This is a genomic window from Streptomyces sp. NPDC056128 (assembly GCF_042263835.1).
In the GTDB taxonomy this organism is placed as follows: Bacteria; Actinomycetota; Actinomycetes; order Streptomycetales; family Streptomycetaceae; genus Streptomyces.
On the sequence record NZ_JBHJVQ010000001.1, the window covers coordinates 236,308 to 262,343 of the forward strand.

Genomic DNA, 26,036 nt, shown 5'->3' on the forward strand with positions numbered 1-26,036 from the left:
GGATCCATGTACGAACTGGTCAAGGGCGCCAATGCCGCATTGGCGGCCCTGAGTGACAACACAGACTCCGTGCTCGTGAGTCTGCAGTGGGCGAGCCAGTCCGGGGAGGGCGATGCGGACGTGTCCGTGCTGCTGCTGGGCGAGAACGGCCGTGTCCGCAACGACGGCGACTTCTTCTTCTACAACAACCCGGTGGCCGCCGACGGGAGCGTCGAGCTGTTGGGGAAGAAGCCCGCGGGTGAGGGCAGTGAGGACCGCATCGTCTTCGACCTGACTGCCGTCCCGCCCGGCGTCGAGCGCATCGTGATCGCCGCAAGCCGCTACGAGGGCTCGCGCTTCGACGAACTGGACGGACTGCAGGCCACGCTGGCCGATGCGTCGGGGGAGGATCTGCTCCGCTTCGTGATCAACGATGCCGGCTCGGTGAGTGCCGTCATCTTCGCCGAGCTCTACCGGCGTCAGGAGCAGTGGAAGTTCCGCGCCGTCGGACAGGGCTATGACACGGGCCTGGCCGGCCTGGCCATGGACTTCGGCGTCGACATCGACGACGACGCCCCCGTCCAGGAGGGCAGCGAGGATGTCGGCGGGGACGCCGAGGCGGCAGACACCGACGACGTACCGAGCGTCGCTACGACGGCTGCGAGCGAGCCGGATCGGCCGGTCGTACCGCCGGCCGCCGCAGCGCCGACCGTGGTGCATGGACAAGCGGCGCTCGCGGCGATCCCCGCGCCGAGGGAGCCCAGTACGTCGCCCGCGCCGACCCGCAGGGCACCGCGCCCGCGTACCGCCAAGAAGAAGATCACGATCGCCAGTACGGTCAAGAAGACCCTGGCGGAGAACGACGGTTGGAACGAGGCCCGGCTGTTCCCCGTCTCCGTCGTCAAGAGCGACCGTGACCGGGAGATGCGCGCGACCTCCGTGCTGTTGTCGGTGATGTCCCAGGTTCCCGAGTTCGGACGCCGCCTGACCGCCGCGTTCGGTGCGCCGGCTGGTCGCATGGAAGCCTTCACCGAGGTCATGCTTCCGCACGGCGACTCGCCCCGTCGGCCCGACGGCGTCATCCGGGTCGAGCGGGCCGGCAAGCTCTGGACGGCGCTGGTCGAGACCAAGACCAACGGCAATGCCTTGAAGTCCGAGCAGGTCCAGGCGTACATGGACATCGCCACCCGCCGTGGCTACGAGGCCGTCATCACCCTGTCCAACGACGTAGCCCTCGAAGGCAGCCCTCTCGTCGACGTCAAGATCGACAAGCGCCGTAAGCACAAAGTGGCTCTCTGGCACTTGTCCTGGGCCGAGGTCGCACACCAGGCACAGATGCTCATCCGCCACGAAGGCGTCAGCAACAGCGCCCACGCCTGGCTGCTGCAGGAACTCCTGCACTACATCCAGCACGACAACTCCGGTTGTCACGGCTTCCAGAACATGGGAGCGGCCTGGGTGCCGGTCCGTAACGGAATCGACGACGAGACCCTGTGCCAGGGCGACGCCCGCGCCCTGGAGGTGGTCGAGAGCTGGGAACGCCTCATCCGTCAGGTCTGTCTCGGACTCGGCGGTGAACTCGGCCAGAAGGTCCTGCCCGTGCGACGCGCCAAGCGGGGATCCGACCCTGGCCTGCGCCGGGCTCAGATGGCCGACCAGCTTTGCCTGGAGGGCCGCCTGCAAGCGGACCTGCGCATTGACGGCACCCCCGGCGTGCTGACTCTCAGTGCCGATCTGCGCACGGCCAAGCTGCGTACCTCCATCGAGATCGCGGCACCGACCGAGGGTTACCCGCTGACCTGGGCCAAGCGACTGGTCCGGAAGCTTGCCGACGCACCGGCCGATCTGCACATCGAGACGCTGGTCGACACGGAGACCGGAGGCCCGCGAGGGACGCTGGAGCGTCTTCGCCCCGAGCCGGGGGACCTGGTCCCGAAGGGCGGTGCACAGATCACCGGATTCCGCTTGTCCCTGCTCAAGGGCATGGGCAGCACGCGCGGGAACGCCGAGTCCGGCTTCATCCGCAGCGTCGACGACGCCGCTCACCGCTTCTACTCAACCGTGGTCACCCACCTGGACCGCCCAACCACCCGCAGGAACGAGCCGACCCGGGCCTGACCGGGGCCCCGACGGTGAGTGAGTTGTCAGGGGCGGTCGATCGGTGTGGGACAGGCGCATGCGTGAGCGATAGGAGCGCTCTCTGATCACCCACCAGCCATTAAGGAGGTTCAGATGCTCGAAGGTGTGCTGATCGCCGAAAGCCTGCGGGCCGGATCCGAGCTGACCGGGGTCCCTCTGCAGATCACCAAACTGACACGGGTCGAGATGACGAACGTCGGGGATGGTCAGCCGCGGCTCTGGACCCTGCTGGACTTCACCGCGGAGGAGGCCGAGGCCCGGCGCCTCGCAGATCAGCTGGCTTCTTGTCTGTCTTCGACGGGAGGTTGGTACGCCGACTTCCACACCCAGTTCGACACGTTCGTGATCTTTGCCAACAAGGTCTTCCGCTATCCACGCGGGCAAGCCGAGGGCCGCCGTGAGGCTCAGGACTACGGTCGTCGCGTCGGCGTCCCGGAACAGCAACTCGACTGGCGAGACTGACCCTCTCTCCGCTGTCGTGGAGCCCGAGCCCCGCATCGCCGGTGATCACCCTCGGTTACTATGCTGATTTCATGCCAGAGGCTGGGAAAGTGCTGAGAAGAGTCACCGCCACCCGATACATCGAGTCCCTGCACAACGGCGGCTCCGTTCCAGCCGTCGTCGAGGCCGACGACCTGGGCACGTATGTTCTGAAGTTCACCGGCTCCGCGCAGGGCCGTAAGGCGCTGGTCGCCGAGGTGATCGTCGGGGAGTTGGGGCGGGAGCTGGGGCTGCGGGTGCCCGAGTTGGTCCTCGCGCACTTCGACCCGGCGACGGCCGAGGACCAGCCGCATCAGGAGGTGCGCGACCTGCTCGACGCCAGTGCCGGACTCAACCTCGGCATGGACTACCTGTCGGGCGGCGCCGACCTCACGCCGGAGCTGGCCAGGACGTTCCCCGTGGACGCGCGGGAGGCCGGGCGCGTCGTCTGGCTGGACGCCCTCACCGTGAACGTGGACCGCACGGTGCACAGCTCCAACCTGATGGTCTGGCCCACCCTCGGCATCGCACCCCCGCGCCTGTGGCTGATCGACCACGGCGCCGCGCTCGTCTTCCACCACCGCTGGGACACCTCCGCCCCGGAGAAGGCGTACGACTTCCGCCACCACGCCCTCGGCCACCACGCGCCCGACGTCCGGGCCGCCGACGCCGAACTCGCCCCGAGGGTGACGGAGGAACTGCTGCGCGACGTGGTGGGCCGGGTGCCGGACGCCTGGCTGACCCCCGAGGCGGGCTTCGGCACACCGGACGAGGTGCGCTCCGCCTACGTCGGCTACCTGCACGCGCGCGCAAGGGCGTCCGAGCAGTGGCTGCCCACCGACTTCCCGGGCCGCGACCAGCTGGCCGCCGAGAACGCCGCCCGCGCCGTCCGGACCGAGCGGGGGCGCCCGGACTGGCTCAAGCGCGTCCCCGACCTGCACGGCAGGCCGGCCGCCGAACGGGACTGGTCCGCCCACCTGGACTGAGACACGACCGCGCCCCCGGTGCTGTGCGGTACCGGGGCGCGGGTCGGTCACGGACGCCGGGCGTCAGCCCTTGAGCTGCTCGTACGCCGGCAGGGTCAGGAAGTCGGCGTAGTCCTCGTCGAGCGAGACCGTCAGGAGCAGGTCGTGGGCCTGCTGCCAGTTGCCGACCGCGAAGACCTCGTCGCCGATCTCCGCGCGGATGTTCGCCAGTTCCTCGGCGGCGACCTTGCGGGCCAGTTCGGCGGTGACCTGCTCGCCGTTGTCGAGGACGACCTCCGCGTTGATCCACTGCCAGATCTGCGAGCGGGAGATCTCGGCGGTGGCCGCGTCCTCCATCAGGTTGAAGATGGCGACCGCGCCGAGACCGCGCAGCCAGGCCTCGATGTAACGGATGCCGACCTGCACGGCGTTGACCAGGCCCGCGTACGTCGGCTTGGCGTCCAGGGAGTCGATCGCGATCAGGTCGGCCGCCTTGACGTCGACGTCCTCGCGCAGCCGGTCCTTCTGGTTGGGCCGGTCGCCGAGGACCTTGTCGAAGGACTCCATGGCGATCGGGACCAGGTCGGGGTGGGCGACCCAGGAGCCGTCGAAGCCGTCGCCGGCCTCGCGGTCCTTGTCGGCGCGGACCTTCTCGAAGGCCACCTTGTTGACCTCGGCGTCCCGGCGGGACGGGATGAACGCCGCCATGCCGCCGATAGCGTGCGCGCCGCGCTTGTGGCAGGTGCGCACGAGGAGTTCGGTGTACGCGCGCATGAACGGCGCGGTCATCGTGACCGCGTTGCGGTCCGGGAGGACGAACTTGGCGCCGCCGTCACGGAAGTTCTTCACGATGGAGAACAGGTAGTCCCAGCGGCCCGCGTTCAACCCCGAGGCGTGGTCGCGCAGTTCGTAGAGGATCTCCTCCATCTCGTAGGCGGCCGTGATCGTCTCGATCAGGACGGTGGCGCGGACTGTGCCCTGCGGGATGCCGACGTAGTCCTGCGCGAAGACGAACACCTCGTTCCAGAGGCGCGCCTCCAGGTGCGACTCCGTCTTCGGGAGGTAGAAGTACGGGCCCTTGCCGAGGTCCAGCAGGCGCTGGGCGTTGTGGAAGAAGTACAGGCCGAAGTCGACCAGCGCGCCCGGCACCGGACGGCCGTCGACCTGGAGGTGGCGCTCGTCGAGGTGCCAGCCGCGCGGGCGCATGACGACCGTCGCCAGCTCCGCGTCCGGGCGCAGGGCGTACGACTTGCCGGTGCGCTCGTCGGTGAAGTCGATGGCGCGGTGGTAGGCGGCGGTGAGGTTGAGCTGGCCGCCGACGACGTTCTCCCAGGTCGGCGCGGAGGCGTCCTCGAAGTCCGCGAGCCAGACCTTCGCGCCCGAGTTGAGCGCGTTGATGGTCATCTTGCGGTCGGTCGGGCCGGTGATCTCGACCCGGCGGTCCTGCAGCGCGGCCGGAGCGGGGGCCACCTTCCAGGAGTCGTCCGCGCGAACGGCGGCGGTCTCCGGGAGGAAGTCGAGCGTGGAGGTGCGGGCGATCCCGGCGCGGCGCTCCGCACGGCGGGCGAGGAGCTCGTCACGCCGGGGCGTGAACCGCCGGTGCAGCTCGGCCACGAAGGCGAGCGCCGCATCGGTGAGGACCTCTTCCTGCCGGGGCAGGGGCTCGGCGTCGACGATGGCCAGCGGGGACGGCGCTGGTGCGGACATGAGCTGTCACTTCCTTCAGCGTGGCACCGGGTGCCAGAGGGTGCGTATGGGGGCATAACGCACTCGCCGTGCAGTCGAGTGCTTCTGGTCAGTGGATACTAGTTTCCTCATCGTGGAACTTCAATGGTTTGTTGACGTCGAGATTCTCCGGGTCGAGGAAAGGTGGCGCTCGGTGCCACGCCCTTCACTCAAGGTGGACCAGGTCGGCCTCGGTGTCGATGTCGTACGGCTGCGCCACGTCTCCGCACTCCACGAGCGCGATCTCGGCCTCGTGTTCCCTCAGATAGGCGCGTGCCCCCCGGTCCCCGGTGGCAGTCGCCGCGACCCCCGCCCAGTGGGCGGCGCCGAGCAGGACGGGGTGCCCCCGCACCCCCGCGTACGCCGCCGACACGAGCGACGTCTCGTCCCGGTATCCGGCGCGCACCCGGGCCATCGCCTCCGCGCCGATGCCGGGCTGGTCCACCAGGGAGACCAGGGCCGCCCGCGCCCCCGTCCCGATGAGCGAGTCGAGCCCGGTCCGCAGCGAGGACCCCATGCCCCGCTCCCAGTCGGGGTTGTCCACGAGTACGCACCCCTCGAGCGCCGCCCGGTCGCGTACGTCCGCCGCGCGCGCCCCGAGGACGACGTGCACGCGGGCGCAGCCGGCCGCGCGCAGCACGCCGACCGCGTGTTCGACGAGTGGGTGTCCGCGGTGTTCGAGCAGTGCCTTGGGGCGTCCGCCGAGCCGCCGGCCGCCCCCGGCGGCCAGCAGCAGCCCCGCTACCTGGTCTTCGTCATCCGTCATGGGTCCTGCATACCTGACGGCCCGCCAAACGTCCGGGCGTGCGCGGGGTCGCCGAAGGCTGAATTTCGGTCCGCGTGGTGGCGCGTGCCGTACGGCGTGGCGTTTACTGACCCGCGCACGACGGGGTGCGAGGGGGAGGGCTGTGTTGCGGAGCTTGGGGCAGAGGCGAGTGACCGTCGGCGACGAGGATGTGAGGGTGGCGGAACTGCGGGCCGCGGTGTCCCGGTTGCGCCGCCAACTCGCCCTGCTGCCCGCCGACTTCCCGGACCGGGCGATCGCCGAGGATGAGCTGGCCGACCTCGCCGCGATGGCGGGGCACGGAGTCCCCGAGGCGCCGCGGCTGCGCCGCTCCCTGCTGCTGATAGCGGCCGCGATCGGCTCCGTCAGCGCCCTGTCGCCGGGGCTGACGGAGGTCCGGCACGCCGTGGAACTGTTCGGGGACCCGCCGCCGGGCGGCTAGGTCCGGTCGGGCTCGGCCTCAGGCCGCCGGGTTGCCGTTCGAGGTCAGCAGTGCCTCCGACAGTTCCGCCGCCACCTGCTGGAGCAGCGGCACGATCCGGTCGGTCGCGGACTCGGTGACGCGGCCCGCCGGGCCGGAGATCGAGATGGCCGCCGCGGTGGGGGAGTCCGGCACGGAGACGGCCAGGCAGCGCACGCCGATCTCCTGCTCGTTGTCGTCGATCGCGTATCCCTGGCGGCGCACGTCCGCCAGCGCCGCGATGAACCCGTCCGGCGTGGTGATCGTCTTGTCGGTCGCGGCCGGCATGCCCGTGCGGCCCAGCAGGGCGCGCACCTCCTCCGCCGGGAAGTCCGCGAGCAGCGCCTTGCCGACGCCGGTGGAGTGCGGCAGGACGCGCCGGCCGACCTCGGTGAACATGCGCATCGAGTGCTTGGACGGCACCTGGGCGACGTACACGATCTCGTCGCCGTCGAGCAGTGCCATGTTCGCCGTCTCGCCGGTCTCCTCGACGAGGCGGGCGAGGTGCGGGCGGGCCCAGGTGCCGAGCAGCCGGGAGGCGGACTCGCCCAGGCGGATCAGGCGGGGGCCGAGCGCGTACCGGCGGTTGGGCTGCTGACGGACGTATCCGCAGGCCACGAGGGTGCGCATCAGGCGGTGGATGGTCGGCAGCGGCAGGCCGCTGCTGGCCGACAGCTCGCTCAGGCCGACCTCGCCGCCCGCGTCCGCCATCCGTTCGAGCAGGTCGAAGGCGCGCTCCAGGGACTGGACGCCGCCTGTGGCGGACCTGGCGGAGTCGGTGGTGCTGGCGCTGGACGTCGGCACGGCACGTTCCTTTCGGGGCTGGCGGGAGGAAAGAAGCGTACCCGGCGGCCGGTTGACTACCGGCTTGTACGTAGCTACGTTCTGCTTGCTGGAATTCTAATTCCGCTTTGTGGAAACGTCCAGGGCTTGGTTGCTGGGCATGCCCCCACAAAGGGTGCCTCTTGACGGGGTCCGGCGGGGAGTGAAGACTCCTTCAACAGAACGTTGAAACACATGGCAGGGAAGAGAGGGGTTCGGGTGTCGCAGGCTGAACTGGTGCTGCGCTCGACGCGCGTCGTCACTCCCGAGGGGACACGCGCCGCGTCGATCGCGGTGACCGGAGAGAAGATCACGGCCGTCCTCCCGTACGACGCACCCGTCCCGGAGGGCGCCCGGCTGGAGGACGTCGGCGACCACGTCGTCCTGCCCGGCCTGATCGACACCCACGTGCACGTGAACGACCCGGGCCGCACCGAGTGGGAGGGCTTCTGGACCGCCACCCGCGCGGCGGCGGCCGGCGGCATCACCACCCTCGTGGACATGCCGCTCAACTCCATCCCGCCGACCACGACCGTCGGCCACCTGCGCACCAAGCGCGAGGTCGCCGCCGCCAAGGCCCACATCGACGTCGGCTTCTGGGGCGGCGCCCTGCCCGACAACGTCAAGGACCTGCGCCCGCTGCACGAGGCCGGGGTCTTCGGCTTCAAGGCGTTCCTGTCGCCGTCCGGGGTCGACGAGTTCCCGCACCTCGACCAGGAGCAGCTCGCCCGGTCGCTGGCGGAGATCGCCGCCTTCGACGGCCTGCTCATCGTGCACGCCGAGGACCCGCACCACCTGGCCGCGGCCCCGCAGCAGGGCGGTCCGAAGTACAGCCACTTCCTCGCCAGCCGCCCGCGCGACGCCGAGGACACCGCGATCGCCACCCTGCTCGCGCAGGCCAAGCGGTTCAACGCCCGCGTGCACATCCTGCACCTCTCCTCCAGCGACGCCCTGCCGCTGATCGCCGAGGCCCGCGCCGACGGCGTCCAGGTGACGGTCGAGACCTGCCCGCACTACCTCACCCTCACCGCCGAGGAAGTGCCCGACGGCGCCAGCGAGTTCAAGTGCTGCCCGCCGATCCGCGAGGCCGCCAACCAGGACCTGCTCTGGCAGGCCCTCGTCGACGGCACCATCGACTGCGTGGTCACCGACCACTCGCCGTCCACCGCCGACCTCAAGACCGACGACTTCGCCACCGCCTGGGGCGGCATCGCCGGCCTCCAGCTCAGCCTGCCGGCGATGTGGACCAAGGCCCGCGAGCGCGGCCTCGGCCTGGAGGACGTCGTCCGCTGGATGTCGACGCAGACGGCGCGCCAGGTGGGACTCGACGGGCGCAAGGGCGCCATCGCGGCCGGCCACGACGCCGACTTCGCCGTCCTCGCCCCCGACGAGACGTTCACCGTCGACCCGGCCGCCCTCCAGCACCGCAACCGCGTCACCGCGTACGCGGGCAAGACCCTGTACGGCGTCGTGAAGTCCACCTGGCTGCGCGGAGAGCGCGTCCTGGCGGACGGCGCGTTCACCGACCCGAAGGGACAGCTCCTCACCCGGACCTGAGACGTCCGGACCCCCTGAACCCAGATCACCCCGAACGACCCCGAGAGGAACACCTGATCACCGTGACGGCCCAGCAGAACTCCCAGTTGGCCAGCTTCACCGGCGACGCGAACCCCTACGGAGGCGGTGACCCGTACGCGGACTACCGCACGGCCGACCTCCCGTTCACCCATCTCGCGAACCTCGCCGACCGGCGACTGGGCGCCGGTGTCGTCGCCGCCAACGACGAGTTCTTCGCCCAGCGCGAGAACCTGCTGGTGCCTGAGCCCGCCGAGTTCGACCCCGAGCACTTCGGGCACAAGGGCAAGGTCATGGACGGCTGGGAGACCCGGCGGCGGCGCGGCGCCTCCGCCGAGCACCCCTGGCCCACCGAGGACGACCACGACTGGGCGCTGGTCCGGCTCGGCGCCCCCGGCGTGATCCGCGGCATCGTCGTCGACACCGCCCACTTCCGCGGCAACTACCCGCAGGCGGTCTCCGTCGAGGGCGCCACCGTCGAGGGCTCCCCGTCGGCGGAGGAACTGCTCGCCGGGGACGTCAAGTGGACGACCCTCGTCCCGCGCACCCCCGTCGGCGGCCACGCCGCCAACGGCTTCGCGGTCGCGGCCGAGCAGCGCTTCACCCACCTGCGCCTCAAGCAGCACCCCGACGGCGGCATCGCCCGCCTGCGCGTGTACGGCGAGGTCCTCCCGGACCCGGCCTGGCTCACCGCCCTCGGCACCTTCGACGTGGTCGCCCTGGAGAACGGCGGACAGGCCGAGGACGCCTCCAACCTCTTCTACTCGCCGGCCACCAACACCATCCAGCCGGGCCGCTCCCGCAAGATGGACGACGGCTGGGAGACCCGCCGCCGCCGCGACCAGGGCAACGACTGGATCCGCTACCGGCTGGTGGACCGCTCCCAGATCCGCGCGATCGAGATCGACACGGCCTACCTGAAGGGCAACTCGGCCGGCTGGGCCTCGGTGTCGGTGCGGGACGGCGAGAGCGGGGAGTGGCGCGAGGTCCTGCCCCGTACCCGCCTCCAGCCCGACACCAACCACCGCTTCGTCCTGCCGGAGCCGGCCGTCGGCACGCACGCGCGCGTGGACATCTTCCCCGACGGCGGCATCTCCCGCCTGCGCCTGTTCGGCTCCCTCACCGAGGACGGCGCGGCCCACCTGGCCGCCCGCCACCAGGAACTGGGCGGCTGATCCCGCCCCTCACACCCACGCGCGGGGCGCCCGGCCGGACAGCACCGGGCGCCCCGCGCGTGCGTTTTCCCGCGGCGGTACGCGCGGGCGGCGCGGGCCTACGCCGCGTGCCCGCCGTCCACGGCGAACTCCGCACCCGTGACGTACGTGGCACCAGCCAGGTGCGCCACCATCGAGGCCACCTCGTCGGCGGTGCCGAAGCGGCCCAGCGCGGTCAGTGCCGACTGGCCGTCGGCGTACGGCCCGTCGGCCGGGTTCATGTCGGTGTCGATCGGGCCGGGGTGAATGATGTTGGCGGTGATGCCGCGCCCGCCCAGTTCCCGGGCCAGCGCCTTGGTCAGCCCGGTCAGCGCCGACTTGCTCATCGCGTACAGCGTCCCGCCGGGACCCGGCACGCGCTGGGTCATGCAGCTGCCGATGGTGATGATCCGTCCGCCGTCCGCCATGCGGCCGGCCGCCGCCTGCGCGGTGAGGAAGACGCCGCGCACGTTGACGGCCAGCACCCGGTCCAGGTCGGCGACCGAGAACCCCTCGACGGGGCCGAGCAGCCCGACGCCGACGTTGTTGACCAGCACGTCGAGCCCGCCCAGGGCGTCGGCGGCACGCTCCACCGCCCCCGCCGCCTCGTCCGGGTCGGCCGAGTCCGCCCGCAGGGCCACCGCCCGGCGTCCCAGCGCCTCCACGGTGCGTACGACGTCCGCGGCGGCGTCCTTGCCGTTCACATAGGTCAGGGCCACGTCGGCGCCCTCCCGCGCCAGTCGCAGCACGGTGGCCGCGCCGATTCCGCGGCTGCCGCCGGTGACGAGGGCGGTCCGGCCGAGCAGGGGTGCGGAGGGGTGCGTCGGTGAATCCGTGTTCGTGTGTGTATTCGTGTTCGTGTTCATGGGTCCATTCCAGCGAGCGGCAGGCGCGCACGCTGGCGGCGATCGGACGTCGAATCCGGACGGCCCGATTGCGGGTCGCGCGCTTTGTGAACTCGCCGAAAACACATATGACGTCCAGGGAAACTCCACCGTCTTGTCATTGACATGCCACTGTCTACGCGCGTCATCATGAATCCATGCGATTCCCCCCACACGCCGCCCGGCTCGGTGCGGCAACCGCAGTCCTGTCCGCCCTCCTCGTGGGCGGCACCGTCTCCGCGACCACGGCGGGCGCCGCCCCGGCGGCGGTCGGCGACATCTGCTACAGCGCCCTGCCCTCCCAGGCGCATGACACCCTCGACCTGATCGAGCAGGGCGGCCCCTACCCCTTCGAGCAGGACGGGACCGTCTTCCAGAACCGGGAGGGCATCCTGCCCGGCCAGTCCACCGGCTACTACCACGAGTACACGGTGATCACTCCGGGCTCCGACACACGCGGCGCCCGGCGCATCGTCACCGGTGAGGAGAACCAGGAGGACTACTACACGGCCGACCACTACGCGTCGTTCGACCTCGTCGACTACGGCTGCTGAGCCGCCGGTCCCGGGCGGGCCGAGTGCTCAGCCGGGCTTCCGGCTCTCGGCGGCCGCGAACAGCGCGCCGCCGAGCACGAGCAGCGCCACGCTCGCGTAGAGCTCGGCGCCGTCGAGGAAGCCGATCCGCTGCACCAGGCCCCAATGCCAGTCGGTGAACTCGTGCACCAGCCCCAACACGCCCTGAACCACGGCGAGCAGTCCCAGGAACTCCAGCAATTCCTTCATGTCACCGACTCTCGCCCCGCGGACCCCCCACCCACATCGGCCGCGGGGCGAGATCTCCCCGACCGAAGGCCCCTTTCTCCGTCGTCCCGCGCGTCGAAAGTCTGAGGTCCCGCGACTTTGGTCGGTGATCCCGCGCGAGGGATCGTGGCCGTGGCTTGCCCTGCGTAGATTTGTCGACCGTGAGCAAAGACAGGCCCGATCGGATCACCCCGGCGTTCCCAGGACGCCGCTGGCTGCTGCCGTCGGCGCTGATCGAACAACTCGACCCCAGCCCCGGCCCCGAGTCCTCGGACCGCCGCTTCCAGCGGCCCCGGCGCACCGCCCGCGACTGGTTCGTCGACTTCACCTGCTTCCTGATCGCCGTCGTGATCGGTCTCCTCGCCGTGGAGCAGTTGGAGAATGAGCCCGGCCTCTCCCACGGCCTGCAATTCGCCGACCAGCTGATCGGCGCCCTCGCCTGCGCCGCGGTCTGGCTCAGGCGCCGGTGGCCGGTCGGGCTCGCCGTCGCGATGCTGCCGCTGGGCTTCGTCTCGGTCACGTCGGGCGGCGCCACGCTGGTCGCCCTGTTCACCCTGGCCGTGCACCGCCCCTTCCGGTACGTGGCCTGGGTGTCGGGCGCCCAGATCGTGCTCCAGCCCCTCTTCTACTGGCTGCGCCCCGACCCCGAACTGCCCTACCTCGGCTCTCTCGTCTTCGGCACCCTGCTCACCGCCGCCGTGGTCGGCTGGGGCATGCTCGCCCGCTCCAAGCGGCAGCTCATGCTCAGCCTCCGCGACCGCGCCCGGCGCGCCGAGACCGAGGCCCGGCTGCGGGCCGAGCAGGCCCAGCGGCTCGCGCGGGAGGCCATCGCGCGCGAGATGCACGACGTCCTCGCGCACCGGCTGACGCTGCTCAGCGTGCACGCGGGAGCCCTGGAGTTCCGCCCCGACGCGCCTCGGGAGGATGTGGTGCGGGCGGCCGGCGTCATCCGCGAGAGCGCGCACGAGGCGCTCCAGGACCTGCGGGAGATCATCGGCGTGCTCCGCTCGGCGGAGTCCGACGACGCCGGGGGCCGCCCCCAGCCGACGCTCGCGGCACTCGACGCGCTGGTCACCGAGTCCCGGGAGGCCGGCATGAAGGTCACCCTCGCGAGTCACGTCACCGACCCCGACGCGGTCCCCGCCTCGGTCGGCCGCACCGCCTACCGCATCGCCCAGGAGGCGCTGACCAACGCCCGCAAGCACGCCCCCGGCACCGAGGTCACGGTCTCGGTCGGCGGAGCCCCGGGCGACGGACTCGCGATGTCGGTGCGCAACGCCCCGGCCGACGGCGAGGTGCCCCATGTGCCCGGATCCGGACAGGGGCTGATCGGACTGACCGAGCGGGCCGCGCTCGCGGGCGGCACTCTGGAGCACGGCGCCACGCCCGACGGGGGCTTCGAGGTGCGGGCGTGGCTGCCATCGGGATGAGTCCGGCACCGGCGGCCGGACGGGCTCTGTCCACAGGGCGAACTCGGCCGTCGGCAACCGTGATTACGTATGGTCCATGACTGCGATCAGACTGCTCATCGTCGATGACGACCCGCTGGTGCGGGCCGGGCTGTCCTTGATGCTGGGCGGCGCCGACGACGTCGAGATCGTCGGCGAGGCCGCCGACGGCGACGAGGTCGAGGCGCTCGTCGACCGCACCCACCCGGACGTCGTCCTCATGGACATCCGGATGCCGGTGGTCGACGGCCTGACGGCGACCGAGCGGCTGCGGGGCCGCGCGGAGGCCCCGCAGATCATCGTGCTCACCACGTTCCACGCCGACGAACAGGTGCTGCGGGCGCTGCGCGCGGGCGCCGCCGGGTTCGTCCTCAAGGACACCCCGCCCGCGGAGATCCTCGACGCCGTGCGCAGGGTCGCGGCCGGTGACCCCGTCCTGTCGCCCGCCGTGACCCGCCGGCTGATGGACCAGGCGGCCGGAGGCGCCGCCGACACGCGCCGCACCCGCGCGCGTGCCCGCCTCGACACCCTCAACGACCGCGAGCGCGAGGTCGCCGTCGCGGTCGGCCGGGGACTGGCCAACGCCGCCATCGCGACGGAGCTGTTCATGAGCGTCGCCACCGTCAAGACCCACGTCTCCCGCATCCTGGCCAAGCTGGACCTCGACAACCGGGTCCAGATCGCACTCCTGGCACACGACGCGGGGCTGCTGGAGGGGTACCAGGAGGACGGCCGGTAGGGGGCTGGGGGAGCGGGGGCCGTGACGTGTCCGGTCAGCCCGCCAGGGACGCCGCGCCCCCGGGGACCTCGGCCAGCCGCACGGGCCTGCGCTCGCGGCGGGAGATGTCGCAGGCCTCGGCGACGCGCAGGGCCTGGAGTGCCTCGCGGCCGTCGCACGGGTTGGCGCGCTCGCCGCGCACGACCTCCACGAACGTGGCCAGCTCGGCCTCGTAGGCGGGCCCGAACCGTTCCACGAAGCCCGTCCACGGCTTGTCCGCGGCCGGGGGACCGGTCGGCTCGGTGGACGCGATCGGCGTACGGTCGTCCAGACCGACGACGATCTGGTCCAGCTCCCCGGCCAGCTCCATGCGGACGTCGTACCCCGCCCCGTTCAGCCGTGTCGCCGTCACCGTGGCCAGCGTCCCGTCGTCCAGCGTCAGCAGCGCGGCGCCGGTGTCCACGTCGTCCGCCGCGCGGAACATCGGCGGACCCGCGTCCGACCCGGCGGCGTAGACGTCGGTGACCTCCCGCCCGGTCACCCAGCGAAGGACGTCGAAGTCGTGGATGAGCGTGTCCCGGTAGAGCCCGCCGGACTGCGGCAGGTACTCGGCCGGTGGCGGGGCCTGGTCGCTCGTCACCGCCCGGACGGTGTGCAGCCGGCCGAGCCGCCCGGCCCGTACCGCCTCCCGGGCCCCCTTGTACCCGGCGTCGAAGCGCCGCTGGAACCCCATCTGGAGCACCGTCCCGGCCGCCTCCACCTCGGCGATCGCCTGTAACGTGCCGGTCAGGTCCAGCGCGATGGGCTTCTCGCAGAACACCGGCAGCCCCGAGCGTGCTGCCCGACCGATCAGTTCGGCGTGGGCCGGTGTCGCCGTGGTGATCACCACGGCGTCCACGCCCCACCGGAAGATCTCGTCCACTCCGGGTGCCGCCGTCTCCCCCAGCCGGTGAGCCAGATCCTGGGCCCGCGTGAGGTCGGCGTCCGTGAGGATCAGGGATCCCACGTCGCGGTGGCGGCTGAGCGTGTTGGCGTGAACGGTGCCGATACGGCCCGTCCCGATGACCCCGATGCGCATGGAATCAAAGTGGGCTCACAGCCCGCACCCTGTCAATGCGTATGTCCGGACAATCGAACTACACAACTTCCCGTCAACAGCGCACGGAGCTACGCTCGGCCCGTGCCGAAACCAGAAGTGGACCCCACCGTGGCGCTGGACCTCAGCGTGGATCGCAGCAGCCCCGTGCCGCTGTACTTCCAGCTGTCGCAGCAGCTGGAGGCGGCGATCGAGCACGGCGCGCTGACCCCGGGCAGCCTGCTGGGCAACGAGATCGAGCTGGCCGCGCGGCTCGGTCTGTCCCGTCCCACCGTCCGCCAGGCCATCCAGTCGCTCGTCGACAAGGGCCTGCTGGTGCGCCGCCGGGGCGTCGGCACCCAGGTCGTGCACAGCAAGGTCAGGCGCCCGCTGGAACTCAGCAGCCTCTACGACGACCTGGAGGCCGCGGGCCAGCGTCCCGCCACGAAGGTCCTGGTCAACACCGTCGTCCCGGCGACCGCGGAGACCGCCGCCGCACTCGGCGTGACCGAGGGGAGCGACGTGCACCGCGTCGAGCGGCTGCGGCTGACCCACGGGGAGCCGATGGCGTACCTGTGCAACCACCTGCCCTCCGGTCTCCTCGACCTCGACACCGGCCAGCTGGAGGCCACCGGCCTCTACCGGCTGATGCGCGCCGCCGGGATCACCCTGCACAGCGCCCGCCAGTCCATCGGAGCCCGCGCCGCCACCGCCGACGAGGCCGAACGGCTCGGCGAGGACGAGGGAGCGCCCCTGCTCACGATGGAACGCACCACGTTCGACGACACGGGACGCGCGGTCGAGTTCGGCGCGCACACCTACCGCCCCTCCCGGTACTCCTTCGAGTTCCAGCTCCTCGTACGGCCCTGAGCCGCTCCCTCCGGCCGCCGCTCGCCGCGCGGGTTCGTCGCAATGTCCGGACAATGTGACCGTCGTCCGATCCCCGGAGGCAGACGCTCCGCTTGTGTGTCGGACAATGGGGCGTTTGGGGCTTCCCGGCCCCGGCCGGAGCCTCGGGCGCCCGGCACGCACAGCACGGCACAGCAAGAAGGGCACGGCCTCGTGGCACGGTTTCGGACCTGGGTAGGCATCGCGCTGGCAGGAGCACTGTCGGTGTCCCTGGCCGGGTGCAGCAGCACTGGCGGCAAGCGCGCCGAGGACGCCCGCAAGGCCGCGTCGGCCCAGGGGCAGGCGGCGGTGAACACGCCCCGCTGGACCTTCGCGATGATCACTCACTCGGGCGACGGCGACACCTTCTGGGACATCGTCCAGAGCGGCGCCGAGCAGGCCGCCGTGAAGGACAACATCAACTTCCTGTACTCCCACGACGACGAGGCACAGCAGCAGGCGCAGCTGGTGAACGCCGCCATCGACAAGAAGGTCGACGGGATCATCGTCACGCTGGCCAAGCCCGACGCCATGAAGTCCGCCCTCGACCGCGCCCGCAAGGCGGGCATCCCGGTGATCACCGTGAACTCCGGGTCCGAGGAGTCGAAGGCGTTCGGCGCCCTCACCCACGTCGGCCAGGACGAGACGATCGCCGGCGAGGCGGTCGGCGAGGAACTGAACGAGCGAGGCCGCGAGCAGGCCCTCTGCGTGCTCCACGAGCAGGGCAACGTCGGCCACGAGCAGCGCTGCGACGGCGTCGCGAAGACCTTCGACGGCAAGGTGCAGCGGCTCTACGTCAACGGCACCAGCATGCCGGACGTGCAGTCCGCCATCGAGGCCAAGCTCCAGACCGACAAGGCCGTCGACGCGGTGGTCACCCTCGGCGCCCCCTACGCCGACACCGCGGTGAAGGCCAAGCAGGGCGCGGGCAGCAAGGCCGAGATCGACACCTTCGACCTCAACGCCAAGGTGGCCGCCGGACTCGCGGACGGCACCCTCGGCTTCGCGGTCGACCAGCAGCCCTACCTCCAGGGCTACGAGGCCGTCGACCTGCTGTGGCTGTACAAGTACAACGCCGACGTCCTCGGCGGCGGCCGGCCGGTGCTCACCGGACCGCAGATCATCACCAAGGACGACGCCGCCGCGCTCTCCGAATACACCAAGCGGGGCACCCGATGAGCGCGGGCACGGATGCGGCCACCGCTGACGAAAGGATTCTGCAGACCTCTCCGCTGCGGAAACTCCTGGGCCGCCCCGAACTGGGCTCCGTCGTCGGCGCCATCGCCGTCTTCGTGTTCTTCGCGTTCTTCGCCGACAGCTTCCTGCACGCCGCCAGCCTCAGCACGGTGCTCTACGCCGCCTCCACGATCGGCATCATGGCCGTCCCGGTGGCGCTGCTGATGATCGGCGGCGAGTTCGACCTGTCGGCCGGCGTCATGGTCACCTCGTCGGCCCTGGTGTCGTCGATGTTCAGCTACCAGATGACCGCCAACGTCTGGGTCGGCGTCGGCGTGTCCCTGCTGGTCACGCTGGCGATCGGCGCCTTCAACGGCTTCATGCTGACCCGCACCAAGCTGCCCAGCTTCATCATCACGCTGGGCACCTTCCTGATGCTGACCGGCCTGAACCTGGGCTTCACCAAGCTGATCGACGGCACCGTCTCCACCAAGTCGATCGCCGACATGGAGGGCTTCCCCTCCGCGCGCGACGTCTTCGCGTCCACGATCACCATCGGCGGCGTCGGCTTCAAGGTGACCATCCTGTGGTGGCTCGCCCTGGTCGCCGTCGCCAGCTGGATCCTGCTGCGCACCCGCGCCGGCAACTGGATCTTCGCGGTCGGCGGCAACAAGGACGCCGCCCGCGCGGTGGGCGTCCCGGTCACCAAGACCAAGATCGGCCTCTACATGGGCGTCGGCTTCGGCGCCTGGATCTCGGGCCAGCACCTGCTCTTCTCCTACGACGTCGTCCAGTCCGGCGAGGGCGTCGGCAATGAGCTGATCTACATCATCGCGGCCGTCATCGGCGGCTGCCTGATCACCGGCGGCTACGGCAGCGCCGTCGGCTCGGCGGTCGGCGCGTTCATCTTCGGCATGACCAGCAAGGGCATCGTCTTCGCCGAGTGGAACCCCGACTGGTTCAAGTTCTTCCTCGGAGCGATGCTGCTCCTCGCGACCCTGCTCAACGCCTGGGTCCGCAAGCGCGCGGAGGCCACCAAATGACGCAGACCCCGGCACCCGAGGCGCTCGTCGAGCTGTCCGGCGTCAGCAAGAACTACGGCAACGTACGCGCCCTCGAAGGCGTGTCCCTCCAGGTGCACGCGGGCGACATCACCTGCGTCCTGGGCGACAACGGCGCGGGCAAGTCGACCCTCATCAAGATCATCTCCGGGCTCCACCAGCACGACGGCGGCACCCTCGCCCTCGACGGCGAGGAGACCCGCCTCTCGTCCCCGCGCGAGGCCCTGGACCGCGGCATCGCCACCGTCTACCAGGACCTCGCCGTCGTCCCGCTGATGCCGGTCTGGCGCAACTTCTTCCTCGGCTCCGAGCCCCGCAAGGGCGTCGCCCCGTTCAAGCGCATGGACGTCGACCACATGCGCCGCACCACCCACGCGGAGCTGCTGCGCATGGGCATCGACCTGCGCGACGTCGACCAGCCCATCGGCACCCTCTCGGGCGGCGAGCGCCAGTGCGTGGCGATCGCACGCGCGGTGTACTTCGGCGCGAAGGTGCTCGTCCTGGACGAGCCGACCGCCGCCCTCGGCGTGAAGCAGTCCGGCGTCGTCCTGAAGTACGTGGCGGCCGCCCGCGACCAGGGCCTGGGTGTCGTCCTCATCACCCACAACCCCCACCACGCGTACCTGGTGGGGGACAGGTTCGTGCTGTTGAAGAGGGGCACGATGGTGGGTGCGTATACGCGTGACCAGGTCACCCTGGACGAGCTGACGCGCCAGATGGCGGGCGGAAACGAGCTGGACGATCTACGCCACGAACTGCAACGCCCCTCCTAGGGGCGCGGGGAACTGCGCGACCAGCCACAACGCACCCGCAGACGGCAACGAACCGGTGACGCCACCCCCTGTCCCATTCGGCACCCAGCGTGAGCGTGCGGCACAATCGCACCCGATGAGCACCTACCGCGACTTCACCGCCCCCATCGGATCCCGCCGCGCCCCGGTCCTGCGCACCGTGGGCACGAGGGAACGCCGCTCGCACCTGACGGCACCCCGCGTGCCCACGGTCGGCATCGACATCGGCGGCACGAAGGTCATGGCGGGCGTCGTCGACGCCGACGGCAACATCCTGGAGCGCCTGCGCACGGAGACCCCGGACAAGTCCAAGAGCCCGAAGGTGGTCGAGGACACCATCGTCGAGCTGGTCCTGGACCTCTCCGACCGGCACGACGTGCACGCCGTCGGCATCGGCGCGGCCGGCTGGGTCGACGCCGACCGCAACCGCGTGCTGTTCGCCCCCCACCTGTCCTGGCGCAACGAGCCGCTGCGCGACCGCATCGCCGGCCGCCTCGCGGTCCCCGTCCTGGTGGACAACGACGCCAACACCGCCGCCTGGGCCGAGTGGCGCTTCGGCGCCGGCCGCGGCGAGGACCACCTCGTCATGATCACGCTCGGCACGGGCATCGGCGGCGCCATCCTGGAGGACGGCCAGGTCAAGCGGGGCAAGTACGGGGTCGCCGGTGAGTTCGGGCACATGCAGGTGGTGCCCGGCGGCCACCGCTGCCCGTGCGGCAACCGCGGCTGCTGGGAGCAGTACAGCTCCGGAAACGCCCTGGTCAGGGAGGCCCGCGAGCTGGCCGCCGCCGACTCGCCGGTGGCGTACGGGATCATCGAGCACGTCAAGGGCAGCATCGGCGACATCACCGGCCCGATGATCACCGAGCTGGCCCGCGACGGCGACGCCATGTGCGTCGAGCTGCTCCAGGACATCGGGCAGTGGCTCGGCGTCGGCATCGCCAACCTCGCCGCCGCCCTCGACCCGTCCTGCTTCGTGATCGGCGGCGGGGTCAGCGCCGCGGACGACCTGCTCATCGGTCCCGCGCGCGATGCCTTCAAACGCCAGCTCACCGGCCGCGGCTACCGCCCCGAGGCCCGCATCGTCCGCGCCCAGCTGGGCCCCGAGGCCGGCATGGTGGGCGCCGCCGACCTGGCCCGGCTGGTGGCCCGCCGGTTCCGCCGCGCCAAGCGGCGCCGCGTGGAGCGGTACGAGCGCTACGAGCGGTACGCCGAGGCCCGCCGCACCACCGGGGAGTCGCTGTGACCGAGACCCTGCCCCACCAGGCCGCGGCGCCCGAGGAACACGGGCCACCGGCCGAGGACCGCCGGCACATGATCCGGCGCCGTGCGCTGACGCTGCTCACCATCGTGCTGCTCATCGGCGTCCCCGCCGGCTACCTCGTGATCTCCGCCAACCAGAGCCGCGACAGCGGGCGGCAGAAGGAGGCGAAGTACGCGGCGACCGGCATGACCCGGGGCTGGCCGTCCAAGCTCCAGCGCCGCATCTACGAGCTGCCGGTCCCGGTGCCCTCCGAGAAGATCGCCTACTACGAGACGAACAACTGGAAGACCAGCCGCCTCTACGTCCAGTTCCAGACCACCAACGCCGGTCTGGACGCCTTCCTCGCCGGACTGGGCATCGACCGGGACGCGCTGGAGAAGGACAAGATCGCCATCAGCGACCGGGCCCAGCGGGTCACCGGCTGGAACTTCCGCTCCTCCAGCACCTGGTGGGGCGTGGTCAACGAGCAGCGGAACCCGGCACCGACCCAGGACGTCGTCGTGGACCTGGACGACCCGGACTACCCGATGGTGTACGTCGTCTCGCGCACCGTTCCCTAGCGACGCACGCGCCCGGCGATCGGCCGGGGCCGATTGTCAGACCCCGCCCGTAGAGTCGAAGACAGCTGATCGGGCAGACGGGCGGGAGGTGACAGGACGTATGGGCGACATGGCCGTGGCGGACACAACCGTCTCCGGGCGGGCGGGGGAGTGGCGGGAGACGAGCGGGCCGCAGGGCCCCGCACCGTCCGTCCCGCTCCGGCTGGCGGCCGTCTTCCTGCCCGCACCCCTCCCGCGCGACGCCCGGATCGCCTTCTGGGACCCGGAGGCGGGCAGGGACGACACCCTCTCCGGGTACGCCTCGACACCGGAAGGCGACCCGGCCGGACGCACGGAGCGCACGGAACTGACGGTCGTCCGCCGGCACGGCACCGGCGTGCGGCGCGGGACGACGCCCGCGCTGTCGTTGCCGCTCGGCGAGGCCCTGCCGCTCCTGGTGCGGGCCCGGCACGACCCGGCCGCCCACCCGGCGACCGCCTGCTGGGGAGCGGCGGCCCTGCACGCCCTGCGGCTCACCGCGCGCGGCAGGCTGCTGCCCGGCCTCACCGCGACCGGGCACGACGCCTGGCGCGCCGGACCGCTGGACCCCGACGACATCGCACACCTGCGGGCCGTGGCCGCCGCCCTGCCCCCGGAGGGCCACGCGGTACCGCTGGACGGCCCGGGCCCGATCCACCTGCCGGAGCCGGAGGCACTGGTCCGCGCCTTCCTGGACGCCGTCGCCGACACCCTGCCCCGCACCCCGGCCGCACCCCACGCCTCGGGCCGCCCCTTCGCCGCACGCGCCGCCCAGCGCCTGCCCGGCGCCCACGACTGGGCCGCCGAGGTCGCCGCCGGAATGGACGCGGGCGTGCGGATCTCGCTCCGCCTCGACCTGTCGGCGTACGACCTCTTCGACGGGGACGTCGCCGCCGGCGAGGGGGGCGGCGGCAGCGGCGGGGTGCGCAGCGCGGGGGCCGCGATCGTCCAGGTGCACAGCCTCGCCGACCCCACCCTGGTCGCCGACGCCGCGGATCTGTGGTCGGGGGAGGCCGACGCGGCGTTCGGCCCCCGCGCGCGGGTCGACGCCGCCCTCGGGGTGCGACGCGCGGCGCGGGTCTGGACGCCTCTCGACCGCCTCACCGAGCAGGACGTGCCCGACGTCCTCGGGCTGTCCGAGGAGGAGGTCACCGACCTGCTGGGCGTGGCGGCGGGTCGGCTCGCCGCCGCCGGGGTGGCCGTGCACTGGCCCCGCGACCTCGCGCAGGACCTCACCGCGACCGCGGTCGTCAGGACCGCGCCGGGCTCGGCGACGGACGGCACGGGATTCTTCGAGAGCGAGGACCTCCTCCAGTTCCGCTGGCAGCTGGCCATCGGCGGCGACCCGCTCACCGAGGCCGAGATGGACACCCTCGCGGAGGCCCACCGCCCGGTCGTCCGGCTCCGTGACCGGTGGGTGCTGGTCGACCCGGCGCTCGTCCGCCGGGCCCGCAAGCGCGACCTGGGCCTGCTCGACCCGGTCGACGCCCTCTCCGTCGCCCTCACCGGCCGCGCGGAGGCCGACGGCGAGACCGTCGACGTGGTGCCGGTCGGCGCGCTGGCCGCCCTGCGCGACCGGCTCACCGCGGGCGTACACCCCGCCGAACCGCCGCCCGGCCTGCACGCCACCCTCCGCGACTACCAGCTGCGCGGACTCGCCTGGCTCGACCTCATGACCTCCCTCGGCCTCGGCGGCTGCCTCGCCGACGACATGGGCCTCGGCAAGACGGTCACCGTCATCGCCCTGCACCTCGAGAGGGCCCGGACCGAGCCCACCCTGGTGGTCTGCCCGGCATCACTGCTGGGCAACTGGCAGCGGGAGATCACCCGCTTCGCGCCCGGCGTCCCCGTCCGCCGCTTCCACGGCGCCGACCGCACCCTGGACGACCTGGCCGGCGGCTTCGTGCTCACCACGTACGGCACGATGCGGTCCGCCGCCCCGGCCCTCGCCGAGCGGTCCTGGGGCATGGTCGTCGCGGACGAGGCACAGCACGTCAAGAACCCGTACTCGGCGACGGCGAAGGCCCTGCGCACCATCCCGTCCCCCGCGCGGGTGGCCCTGACCGGCACACCGGTGGAGAACAACCTCTCCGAGCTGTGGGCACTGCTCGACTGGACCACCCCCGGACTCCTCGGCCCCCTGAAGTCCTTCCGCGCGCGGCACGCACGCGCGGTGGAGAACGGCGAGGACGACGAGGCGGTGGCCCGCCTCGCCCGCCTGATCCGCCCCTTCCTGCTCCGCCGCAAGAAGTCCGACCCGGGCATCGTCCCCGAGCTGCCGCCGAAGACCGAGACCGACCACCCCGTCCCCCTCACCCGCGAACAGGCCGCGCTGTACGAGGCGGTGGTGCGCGAGTCGATGCTCGCCATCGAGGAGGCCGAGGGCATCGGCCGCCGCGGTCTCGTCCTCAAGCTCCTGACCTCGCTCAAGCAGATCTGCGACCACCCCGCGCTCTTCCTGAAGGAGGAGCACCCGCCGGGCGCCACGGGTGTGGGCGGCGCCGACCGCATGGCCGCCCGGTCGGGGAAACTCGCCCTGCTGGACGAGCTGTTGGACACGCTGCTCGCGGAGGACGGATCGGCGCTCGTCTTCACGCAGTACGTCGGCATGGCCCGCCTCATCACCTCCCACCTGGCCGCTCGCGCGGTCCCCGTCGACCTCCTCCACGGCGGCACGCCGGTGCCCGAGCGCGAACGCATGGTGGACCGCTTCCAGAGCGGCGAGACGCCGGTCCTCGTCCTGTCCCTCAAAGCCGCCGGCACCGGCCTGAACCTCACCCGCGCGGGCCACGTCGTGCACTTCGACCGGTGGTGGAACCCGGCGGTCGAGGAGCAGGCCACCGACCGCGCCTACCGCATCGGCCAGACCCAGCCGGTCCAGGTGCACCGCCTCATCACCGAGGGCACGGTCGAGGACCGGATCGCCGAGATGCTCCAGTCCAAGCGCGCCCTGGCCGACGCGATCCTCGGCTCCGGCGAGTCGGCCCTCACCGAGCTGACGGCCCGTGAACTGTCCGACCTGGTGTCCCTGCGGAGGCCGTCATGACCGCCCGCCCCGCCGACGAGGCCCGCCGCGCCCTGCGCGAGGCCCGACTGCGCGGCGAGACGACACCGGACACCCCCGCGGACACCGGGTCCGGGACCGGCGCCCACCCGGAGCCCGACACCTCGGTCCGCGAGCCCGCGCGGCAGCATGACCGGGACCAGGCCCGCGACCCGGACGGGGACCGCCCTCCGCGCCCCGGTGACATCGCACGCGCGGCGCTGCGCGGCACCCGGACCGCACGGCAGACGGTGGCGCACGACGCCGACGCCGAGGAGCCCGAGGAGACGGCTCCCCAAGCCGCGTCCGCCCGCACGGACGCCCTCGACTCCGACCCCGATGCAGCGCCCCGCCCCACCGCATCGACCCTTCCTGACGCATCGTCACCCTCCGCCCCCACCACCCCGGACGCGGGCGACACCCGCCCGGCCGACGTGGCACGGGAGGCCCTGCGCGCGGCGCGGCGACAGGCACGCGCGGACGCCGCGAGCAAGGAAGCGTCGAGCACCCGGCGACGCCCGGCCCCGCCCCTGCACCCCCGGCCCACCACGGGCGATCCGCGCGCCGCCGACGCCCGTGCCCGCGCCCGCGCCGTACGGGACTTCGCCGCGGACGCCTTCCGACTGCCGCCGGAGACGGACCGGGAGGACGACGACGCCCCGCCCCCGGCAGCACCCGAAGGGCCGGGCACGCCGGGCGGCCCGGCCGACGAACCGACCCGCTCGCCCGCCGTCGCGGCACGGACACCGCACCCCGCCGAGGACTCCCCGCCGGACGGGCAGCCCCGCCCCGCGACGACCTCCTCGCCGCCGCACAGAGACGACGCCACCCCCCGCCAGGCCAGCTCCACCCCGCCCGCCCCCTCCGCGAAGCCCCGCAGCACCCCCCGCTCGATGGCCGCCCCGGACCGCGACGGCGACCTCCGCCGCACCTTCCCCGCGCTCCCGCCCCGCGCGCCGGACGAGGGCCTCGCCGCGACCTGGTGGGGGAACGCGTGGGTGAGCGCGCTGGAAGAAGGCGCCCTGGACGCGGCCCGGCTGGCCCGCGGACGCGGCTATGCCGAGCGGGGGCACGTCGACGCCATCACCGTGACGCCCGGCCTGGTCCTCGCCTACGTACAGGGCAGCCGGCCGCGGCCGTACCGGGTGCAGGTGCGGTTGCGCACGCTGGGCGACGACGACTGGCAGCGGTTCCTGGACGCTGCCGTCGAGCGGCCCGGACACATCGCCGCACTTCTCGACGGGGAGCTGCCCCACTCCCTGGCCGACTGCGGGGTGCCGCTGCTCCCCGGCCCCGGCGATCTCGCGCCCCGGTGCAGTTGCCCCGACTCGGGGCACCCCTGCAAACACGCCGCCGCGCTCTGCTACCAGACGGCGCGGCTGCTCGACGCCGACCCCTTCGTCCTGCTCCTGCTCCGCGGCCGGGGCGAACGCGCGCTCCTCGACGCCCTGTCCCGGCTGAACGCGGCCCGTGCCGCGCGTGCCGCCCAGGACCGCGGACCGGCGCCGCTGCCCGGCGTACGGGCCAGCGCGGCACTGGACACGCGGGCTCTCCCGCCCCTCCCCGCCCCGTTCCCCACACCCCCGCATCCCGAGCAGCCCCCGGCCTACCCGGCGGCACCCGGCGGACCCGACCCCTTCGCGCTGGACCAGCTGGCCACCGACGCCGCCGCTCGCGCCCACGCGCTGCTCAGCACCGGCCGTGACCCGGTGGGCGGGCTGACGCTGTGGCAGGACGCCGCCCGCCTCGCCGCGGCCCGCCCCGGCTCCGGTCTCACCGCCGGCACCCGGGCGCTCTACGCCTCCCTGGCCGGCGCGGCCGGCCGGGACCAGGCCGACCTGGCGCGCGCCGTGGCGGCCTGGCGACAGGGCGGCGCCGACGGCCTGGACGTACTGGAGGAGGCCTGGGACCCGCCGGCCGGCCGCTTCGACCGCGCCCGACCCCTGCTGCTCGCCGCCGACCTCCCCGCGTTCCGGCCCTGGCGCAACCGCCTCACCCACCCCGGCGGCCACGTCCAGCTCCGGCTCGGCCGGTCAGGGCTCTGGTACGCCTACGAGTCGGAGCCCGGCCGGGAGGACTGGTGGCCACGCGGCACCCCCGACCTCGACCCGGTGGGCGCCCTCACCGGCCTGGGCGCGTCCGACGACCTCTGACCGGCCGCCAGGGGCCACCCTTGCCGGGGGTCACC

The 26,036-nt window shown here is 72.4% G+C and carries 23 protein-coding genes; 17 read left to right on the top strand and 6 right to left on the bottom strand.

Annotated features, from left to right (window positions below):
* The first annotated feature begins 6 nt into the window (after positions 1 to 6).
* The 3 genes from ACFC1X_RS01145 to ACFC1X_RS01155 all read left to right on the top strand — a co-directional run bounded on the left by ACFC1X_RS01145 (position 7) and on the right by ACFC1X_RS01155 (position 3,584).
* Complete coding sequence (locus ACFC1X_RS01145; RefSeq protein WP_376347631.1) at positions 7 to 2,097, top strand: TerD family protein; 2,091 nt, start codon at positions 7 to 9, stop codon at positions 2,095 to 2,097.
* A 114-nt stretch (positions 2,098 to 2,211) separates the two neighbouring features.
* The gene (locus ACFC1X_RS01150; protein ID WP_376347633.1) at positions 2,212 to 2,580 is read left to right on the top strand and encodes a hypothetical protein; all 369 of its coding nucleotides are present in this window, start codon (positions 2,212 to 2,214) and stop codon (positions 2,578 to 2,580) included.
* Positions 2,581 to 2,669: 89 nt separating this feature from the next.
* The gene (locus ACFC1X_RS01155) at positions 2,670 to 3,584 is read left to right on the top strand and encodes a HipA family kinase (RefSeq protein WP_376348505.1); all 915 of its coding nucleotides are present in this window, start codon (positions 2,670 to 2,672) and stop codon (positions 3,582 to 3,584) included.
* Positions 3,585 to 3,647: 63 nt separating this feature from the next.
* Here ACFC1X_RS01155 and aceB read toward each other — a convergent pair whose 3' ends face one another.
* The gene (gene aceB / locus ACFC1X_RS01160) at positions 3,648 to 5,270 is read right to left on the bottom strand and encodes a malate synthase A (RefSeq protein ID WP_376347635.1); all 1,623 of its coding nucleotides are present in this window, start codon (positions 5,268 to 5,270) and stop codon (positions 3,648 to 3,650) included.
* Positions 5,271 to 5,454: 184 nt separating this feature from the next.
* Positions 5,455 to 6,054: an NTP transferase domain-containing protein gene (locus tag ACFC1X_RS01165; protein ID WP_376347637.1), complete on the bottom strand. Its 600-nt coding sequence runs from the start codon at positions 6,052 to 6,054 to the stop codon at positions 5,455 to 5,457.
* 142 nt (positions 6,055 to 6,196) lie between these two features.
* Between ACFC1X_RS01165 and ACFC1X_RS01170 the strand changes: the two genes are divergently transcribed.
* Positions 6,197 to 6,514 (top strand): DUF5955 family protein, encoded by a 318-nt coding sequence (locus ACFC1X_RS01170; RefSeq protein ID WP_376347639.1) that lies wholly within the window; start codon positions 6,197 to 6,199, stop codon positions 6,512 to 6,514.
* A gap of 18 nt (positions 6,515 to 6,532) precedes the next feature.
* Here ACFC1X_RS01170 and allR read toward each other — a convergent pair whose 3' ends face one another.
* On the bottom strand, positions 6,533 to 7,336 hold the full coding sequence (allR, locus tag ACFC1X_RS01175) for an allantoin degradation transcriptional regulator AllR (RefSeq protein WP_376347641.1): 804 nt from the start codon (positions 7,334 to 7,336) through the stop codon (positions 6,533 to 6,535).
* 237 nt (positions 7,337 to 7,573) lie between these two features.
* Between allR and allB the strand changes: the two genes are divergently transcribed.
* Entirely contained in the window at positions 7,574 to 8,911 is a 1,338-nt protein-coding gene (gene allB / locus ACFC1X_RS01180; protein ID WP_376347643.1) for an allantoinase AllB, read from the top strand.
* Between the two features lie 62 nt (positions 8,912 to 8,973).
* Positions 8,974 to 10,104 carry an allantoicase gene (gene alc, locus ACFC1X_RS01185; protein ID WP_376347645.1) on the top strand — a complete coding sequence of 377 codons (1,131 nt, stop codon included), beginning with the start codon at positions 8,974 to 8,976 and terminating at the stop codon, positions 10,102 to 10,104.
* 98 nt (positions 10,105 to 10,202) lie between these two features.
* On the opposite strand, the gene ACFC1X_RS01190 is transcribed toward alc, so the two are convergent.
* Positions 10,203 to 10,988 (bottom strand): SDR family oxidoreductase, encoded by a 786-nt coding sequence (locus tag ACFC1X_RS01190; protein ID WP_376347647.1) that lies wholly within the window; start codon positions 10,986 to 10,988, stop codon positions 10,203 to 10,205.
* 176 nt (positions 10,989 to 11,164) lie between these two features.
* On the opposite strand from ACFC1X_RS01190, the gene ACFC1X_RS01195 reads away from it, so the two are divergent.
* Complete coding sequence (locus ACFC1X_RS01195; protein ID WP_360892371.1) at positions 11,165 to 11,560, top strand: ribonuclease domain-containing protein; 396 nt, start codon at positions 11,165 to 11,167, stop codon at positions 11,558 to 11,560.
* A 27-nt stretch (positions 11,561 to 11,587) separates the two neighbouring features.
* Here the strand turns inward: ACFC1X_RS01195 and ACFC1X_RS01200 are convergent, their stop codons facing one another.
* On the bottom strand, positions 11,588 to 11,788 hold the full coding sequence (locus ACFC1X_RS01200) for a hypothetical protein (protein ID WP_376347648.1): 201 nt from the start codon (positions 11,786 to 11,788) through the stop codon (positions 11,588 to 11,590).
* Positions 11,789 to 11,958: 170 nt separating this feature from the next.
* On the opposite strand from ACFC1X_RS01200, the gene ACFC1X_RS01205 reads away from it, so the two are divergent.
* Together ACFC1X_RS01205 and ACFC1X_RS01210 are read left to right on the top strand one after the other, a co-directional pair.
* The gene (locus ACFC1X_RS01205; protein ID WP_376347650.1) at positions 11,959 to 13,236 is read left to right on the top strand and encodes a sensor histidine kinase; all 1,278 of its coding nucleotides are present in this window, start codon (positions 11,959 to 11,961) and stop codon (positions 13,234 to 13,236) included.
* 76 nt (positions 13,237 to 13,312) lie between these two features.
* Positions 13,313 to 13,993, top strand: coding sequence for a response regulator (locus ACFC1X_RS01210; protein WP_376347652.1), 681 nt, complete (start codon positions 13,313 to 13,315; stop codon positions 13,991 to 13,993).
* Between the two features lie 34 nt (positions 13,994 to 14,027).
* Here the strand turns inward: ACFC1X_RS01210 and ACFC1X_RS01215 are convergent, their stop codons facing one another.
* Positions 14,028 to 15,050 carry a Gfo/Idh/MocA family oxidoreductase gene (locus tag ACFC1X_RS01215; protein ID WP_376347654.1) on the bottom strand — a complete coding sequence of 341 codons (1,023 nt, stop codon included), beginning with the start codon at positions 15,048 to 15,050 and terminating at the stop codon, positions 14,028 to 14,030.
* A 129-nt stretch (positions 15,051 to 15,179) separates the two neighbouring features.
* Between ACFC1X_RS01215 and ACFC1X_RS01220 the strand changes: the two genes are divergently transcribed.
* The 8 genes from ACFC1X_RS01220 to ACFC1X_RS01255 all read left to right on the top strand — a co-directional run bounded on the left by ACFC1X_RS01220 (position 15,180) and on the right by ACFC1X_RS01255 (position 26,001).
* A complete protein-coding gene (locus ACFC1X_RS01220) occupies positions 15,180 to 15,917 on the top strand; it encodes a myo-inositol degradation transcriptional regulator (RefSeq protein WP_376348506.1) in 738 nt (245 codons plus the stop codon).
* Between the two features lie 192 nt (positions 15,918 to 16,109).
* Positions 16,110 to 17,114, top strand: a complete 1,005-nt coding sequence (locus ACFC1X_RS01225) for a sugar ABC transporter substrate-binding protein (protein ID WP_376347656.1) — start codon at positions 16,110 to 16,112, stop codon at positions 17,112 to 17,114.
* Positions 17,111 to 18,154 (top strand): ABC transporter permease, encoded by a 1,044-nt coding sequence (locus ACFC1X_RS01230; protein ID WP_376347658.1) that lies wholly within the window; start codon positions 17,111 to 17,113, stop codon positions 18,152 to 18,154. Before ACFC1X_RS01225 ends, ACFC1X_RS01230 begins: the two co-directional genes overlap by 4 nt.
* Entirely contained in the window at positions 18,151 to 18,945 is a 795-nt protein-coding gene (locus ACFC1X_RS01235) for an ATP-binding cassette domain-containing protein (protein ID WP_376347660.1), read from the top strand. Before ACFC1X_RS01230 ends, ACFC1X_RS01235 begins: the two co-directional genes overlap by 4 nt.
* A gap of 115 nt (positions 18,946 to 19,060) precedes the next feature.
* Positions 19,061 to 20,209, top strand: a complete 1,149-nt coding sequence (locus tag ACFC1X_RS01240; RefSeq protein ID WP_376347662.1) for an ROK family glucokinase — start codon at positions 19,061 to 19,063, stop codon at positions 20,207 to 20,209.
* Entirely contained in the window at positions 20,206 to 20,787 is a 582-nt protein-coding gene (locus tag ACFC1X_RS01245) for a sugar kinase (protein ID WP_376347664.1), read from the top strand. Before ACFC1X_RS01240 ends, ACFC1X_RS01245 begins: the two co-directional genes overlap by 4 nt.
* 100 nt (positions 20,788 to 20,887) lie before the next feature.
* Positions 20,888 to 23,851, top strand: coding sequence for a DEAD/DEAH box helicase (locus ACFC1X_RS01250; RefSeq protein ID WP_376347665.1), 2,964 nt, complete (start codon positions 20,888 to 20,890; stop codon positions 23,849 to 23,851).
* Positions 23,848 to 26,001, top strand: a complete 2,154-nt coding sequence (locus ACFC1X_RS01255) for an SWIM zinc finger family protein (RefSeq protein WP_376347667.1) — start codon at positions 23,848 to 23,850, stop codon at positions 25,999 to 26,001. Before ACFC1X_RS01250 ends, ACFC1X_RS01255 begins: the two co-directional genes overlap by 4 nt.
* The last annotated feature ends 35 nt before the right edge of the window (positions 26,002 to 26,036 follow it).

Coding starts and splice junctions, on each gene's coding strand:
- ACFC1X_RS01190 (WP_376347647.1), bottom strand. CDS start 10,988: ATGAACACGAACACGAATACACACACGAACACGGATTCACCGACGCAC.
- aceB (WP_376347635.1), bottom strand. CDS start 5,270: ATGTCCGCACCAGCGCCGTCCCCGCTGGCCATCGTCGACGCCGAGCCC.
- ACFC1X_RS01235 (WP_376347660.1), top strand. CDS start 18,151: ATGACGCAGACCCCGGCACCCGAGGCGCTCGTCGAGCTGTCCGGCGTC.
- ACFC1X_RS01145 (WP_376347631.1), top strand. CDS start 7: ATGTACGAACTGGTCAAGGGCGCCAATGCCGCATTGGCGGCCCTGAGT.
- ACFC1X_RS01215 (WP_376347654.1), bottom strand. CDS start 15,050: ATGCGCATCGGGGTCATCGGGACGGGCCGTATCGGCACCGTTCACGCC.
- ACFC1X_RS01195 (WP_360892371.1), top strand. CDS start 11,165: ATGCGATTCCCCCCACACGCCGCCCGGCTCGGTGCGGCAACCGCAGTC.
- ACFC1X_RS01250 (WP_376347665.1), top strand. CDS start 20,888: ATGGGCGACATGGCCGTGGCGGACACAACCGTCTCCGGGCGGGCGGGG.
- ACFC1X_RS01150 (WP_376347633.1), top strand. CDS start 2,212: ATGCTCGAAGGTGTGCTGATCGCCGAAAGCCTGCGGGCCGGATCCGAG.
- ACFC1X_RS01255 (WP_376347667.1), top strand. CDS start 23,848: ATGACCGCCCGCCCCGCCGACGAGGCCCGCCGCGCCCTGCGCGAGGCC.
- ACFC1X_RS01230 (WP_376347658.1), top strand. CDS start 17,111: ATGAGCGCGGGCACGGATGCGGCCACCGCTGACGAAAGGATTCTGCAG.
- ACFC1X_RS01200 (WP_376347648.1), bottom strand. CDS start 11,788: ATGAAGGAATTGCTGGAGTTCCTGGGACTGCTCGCCGTGGTTCAGGGC.
- ACFC1X_RS01165 (WP_376347637.1), bottom strand. CDS start 6,054: ATGACGGATGACGAAGACCAGGTAGCGGGGCTGCTGCTGGCCGCCGGG.
- ACFC1X_RS01210 (WP_376347652.1), top strand. CDS start 13,313: ATGACTGCGATCAGACTGCTCATCGTCGATGACGACCCGCTGGTGCGG.
- ACFC1X_RS01240 (WP_376347662.1), top strand. CDS start 19,061: ATGAGCACCTACCGCGACTTCACCGCCCCCATCGGATCCCGCCGCGCC.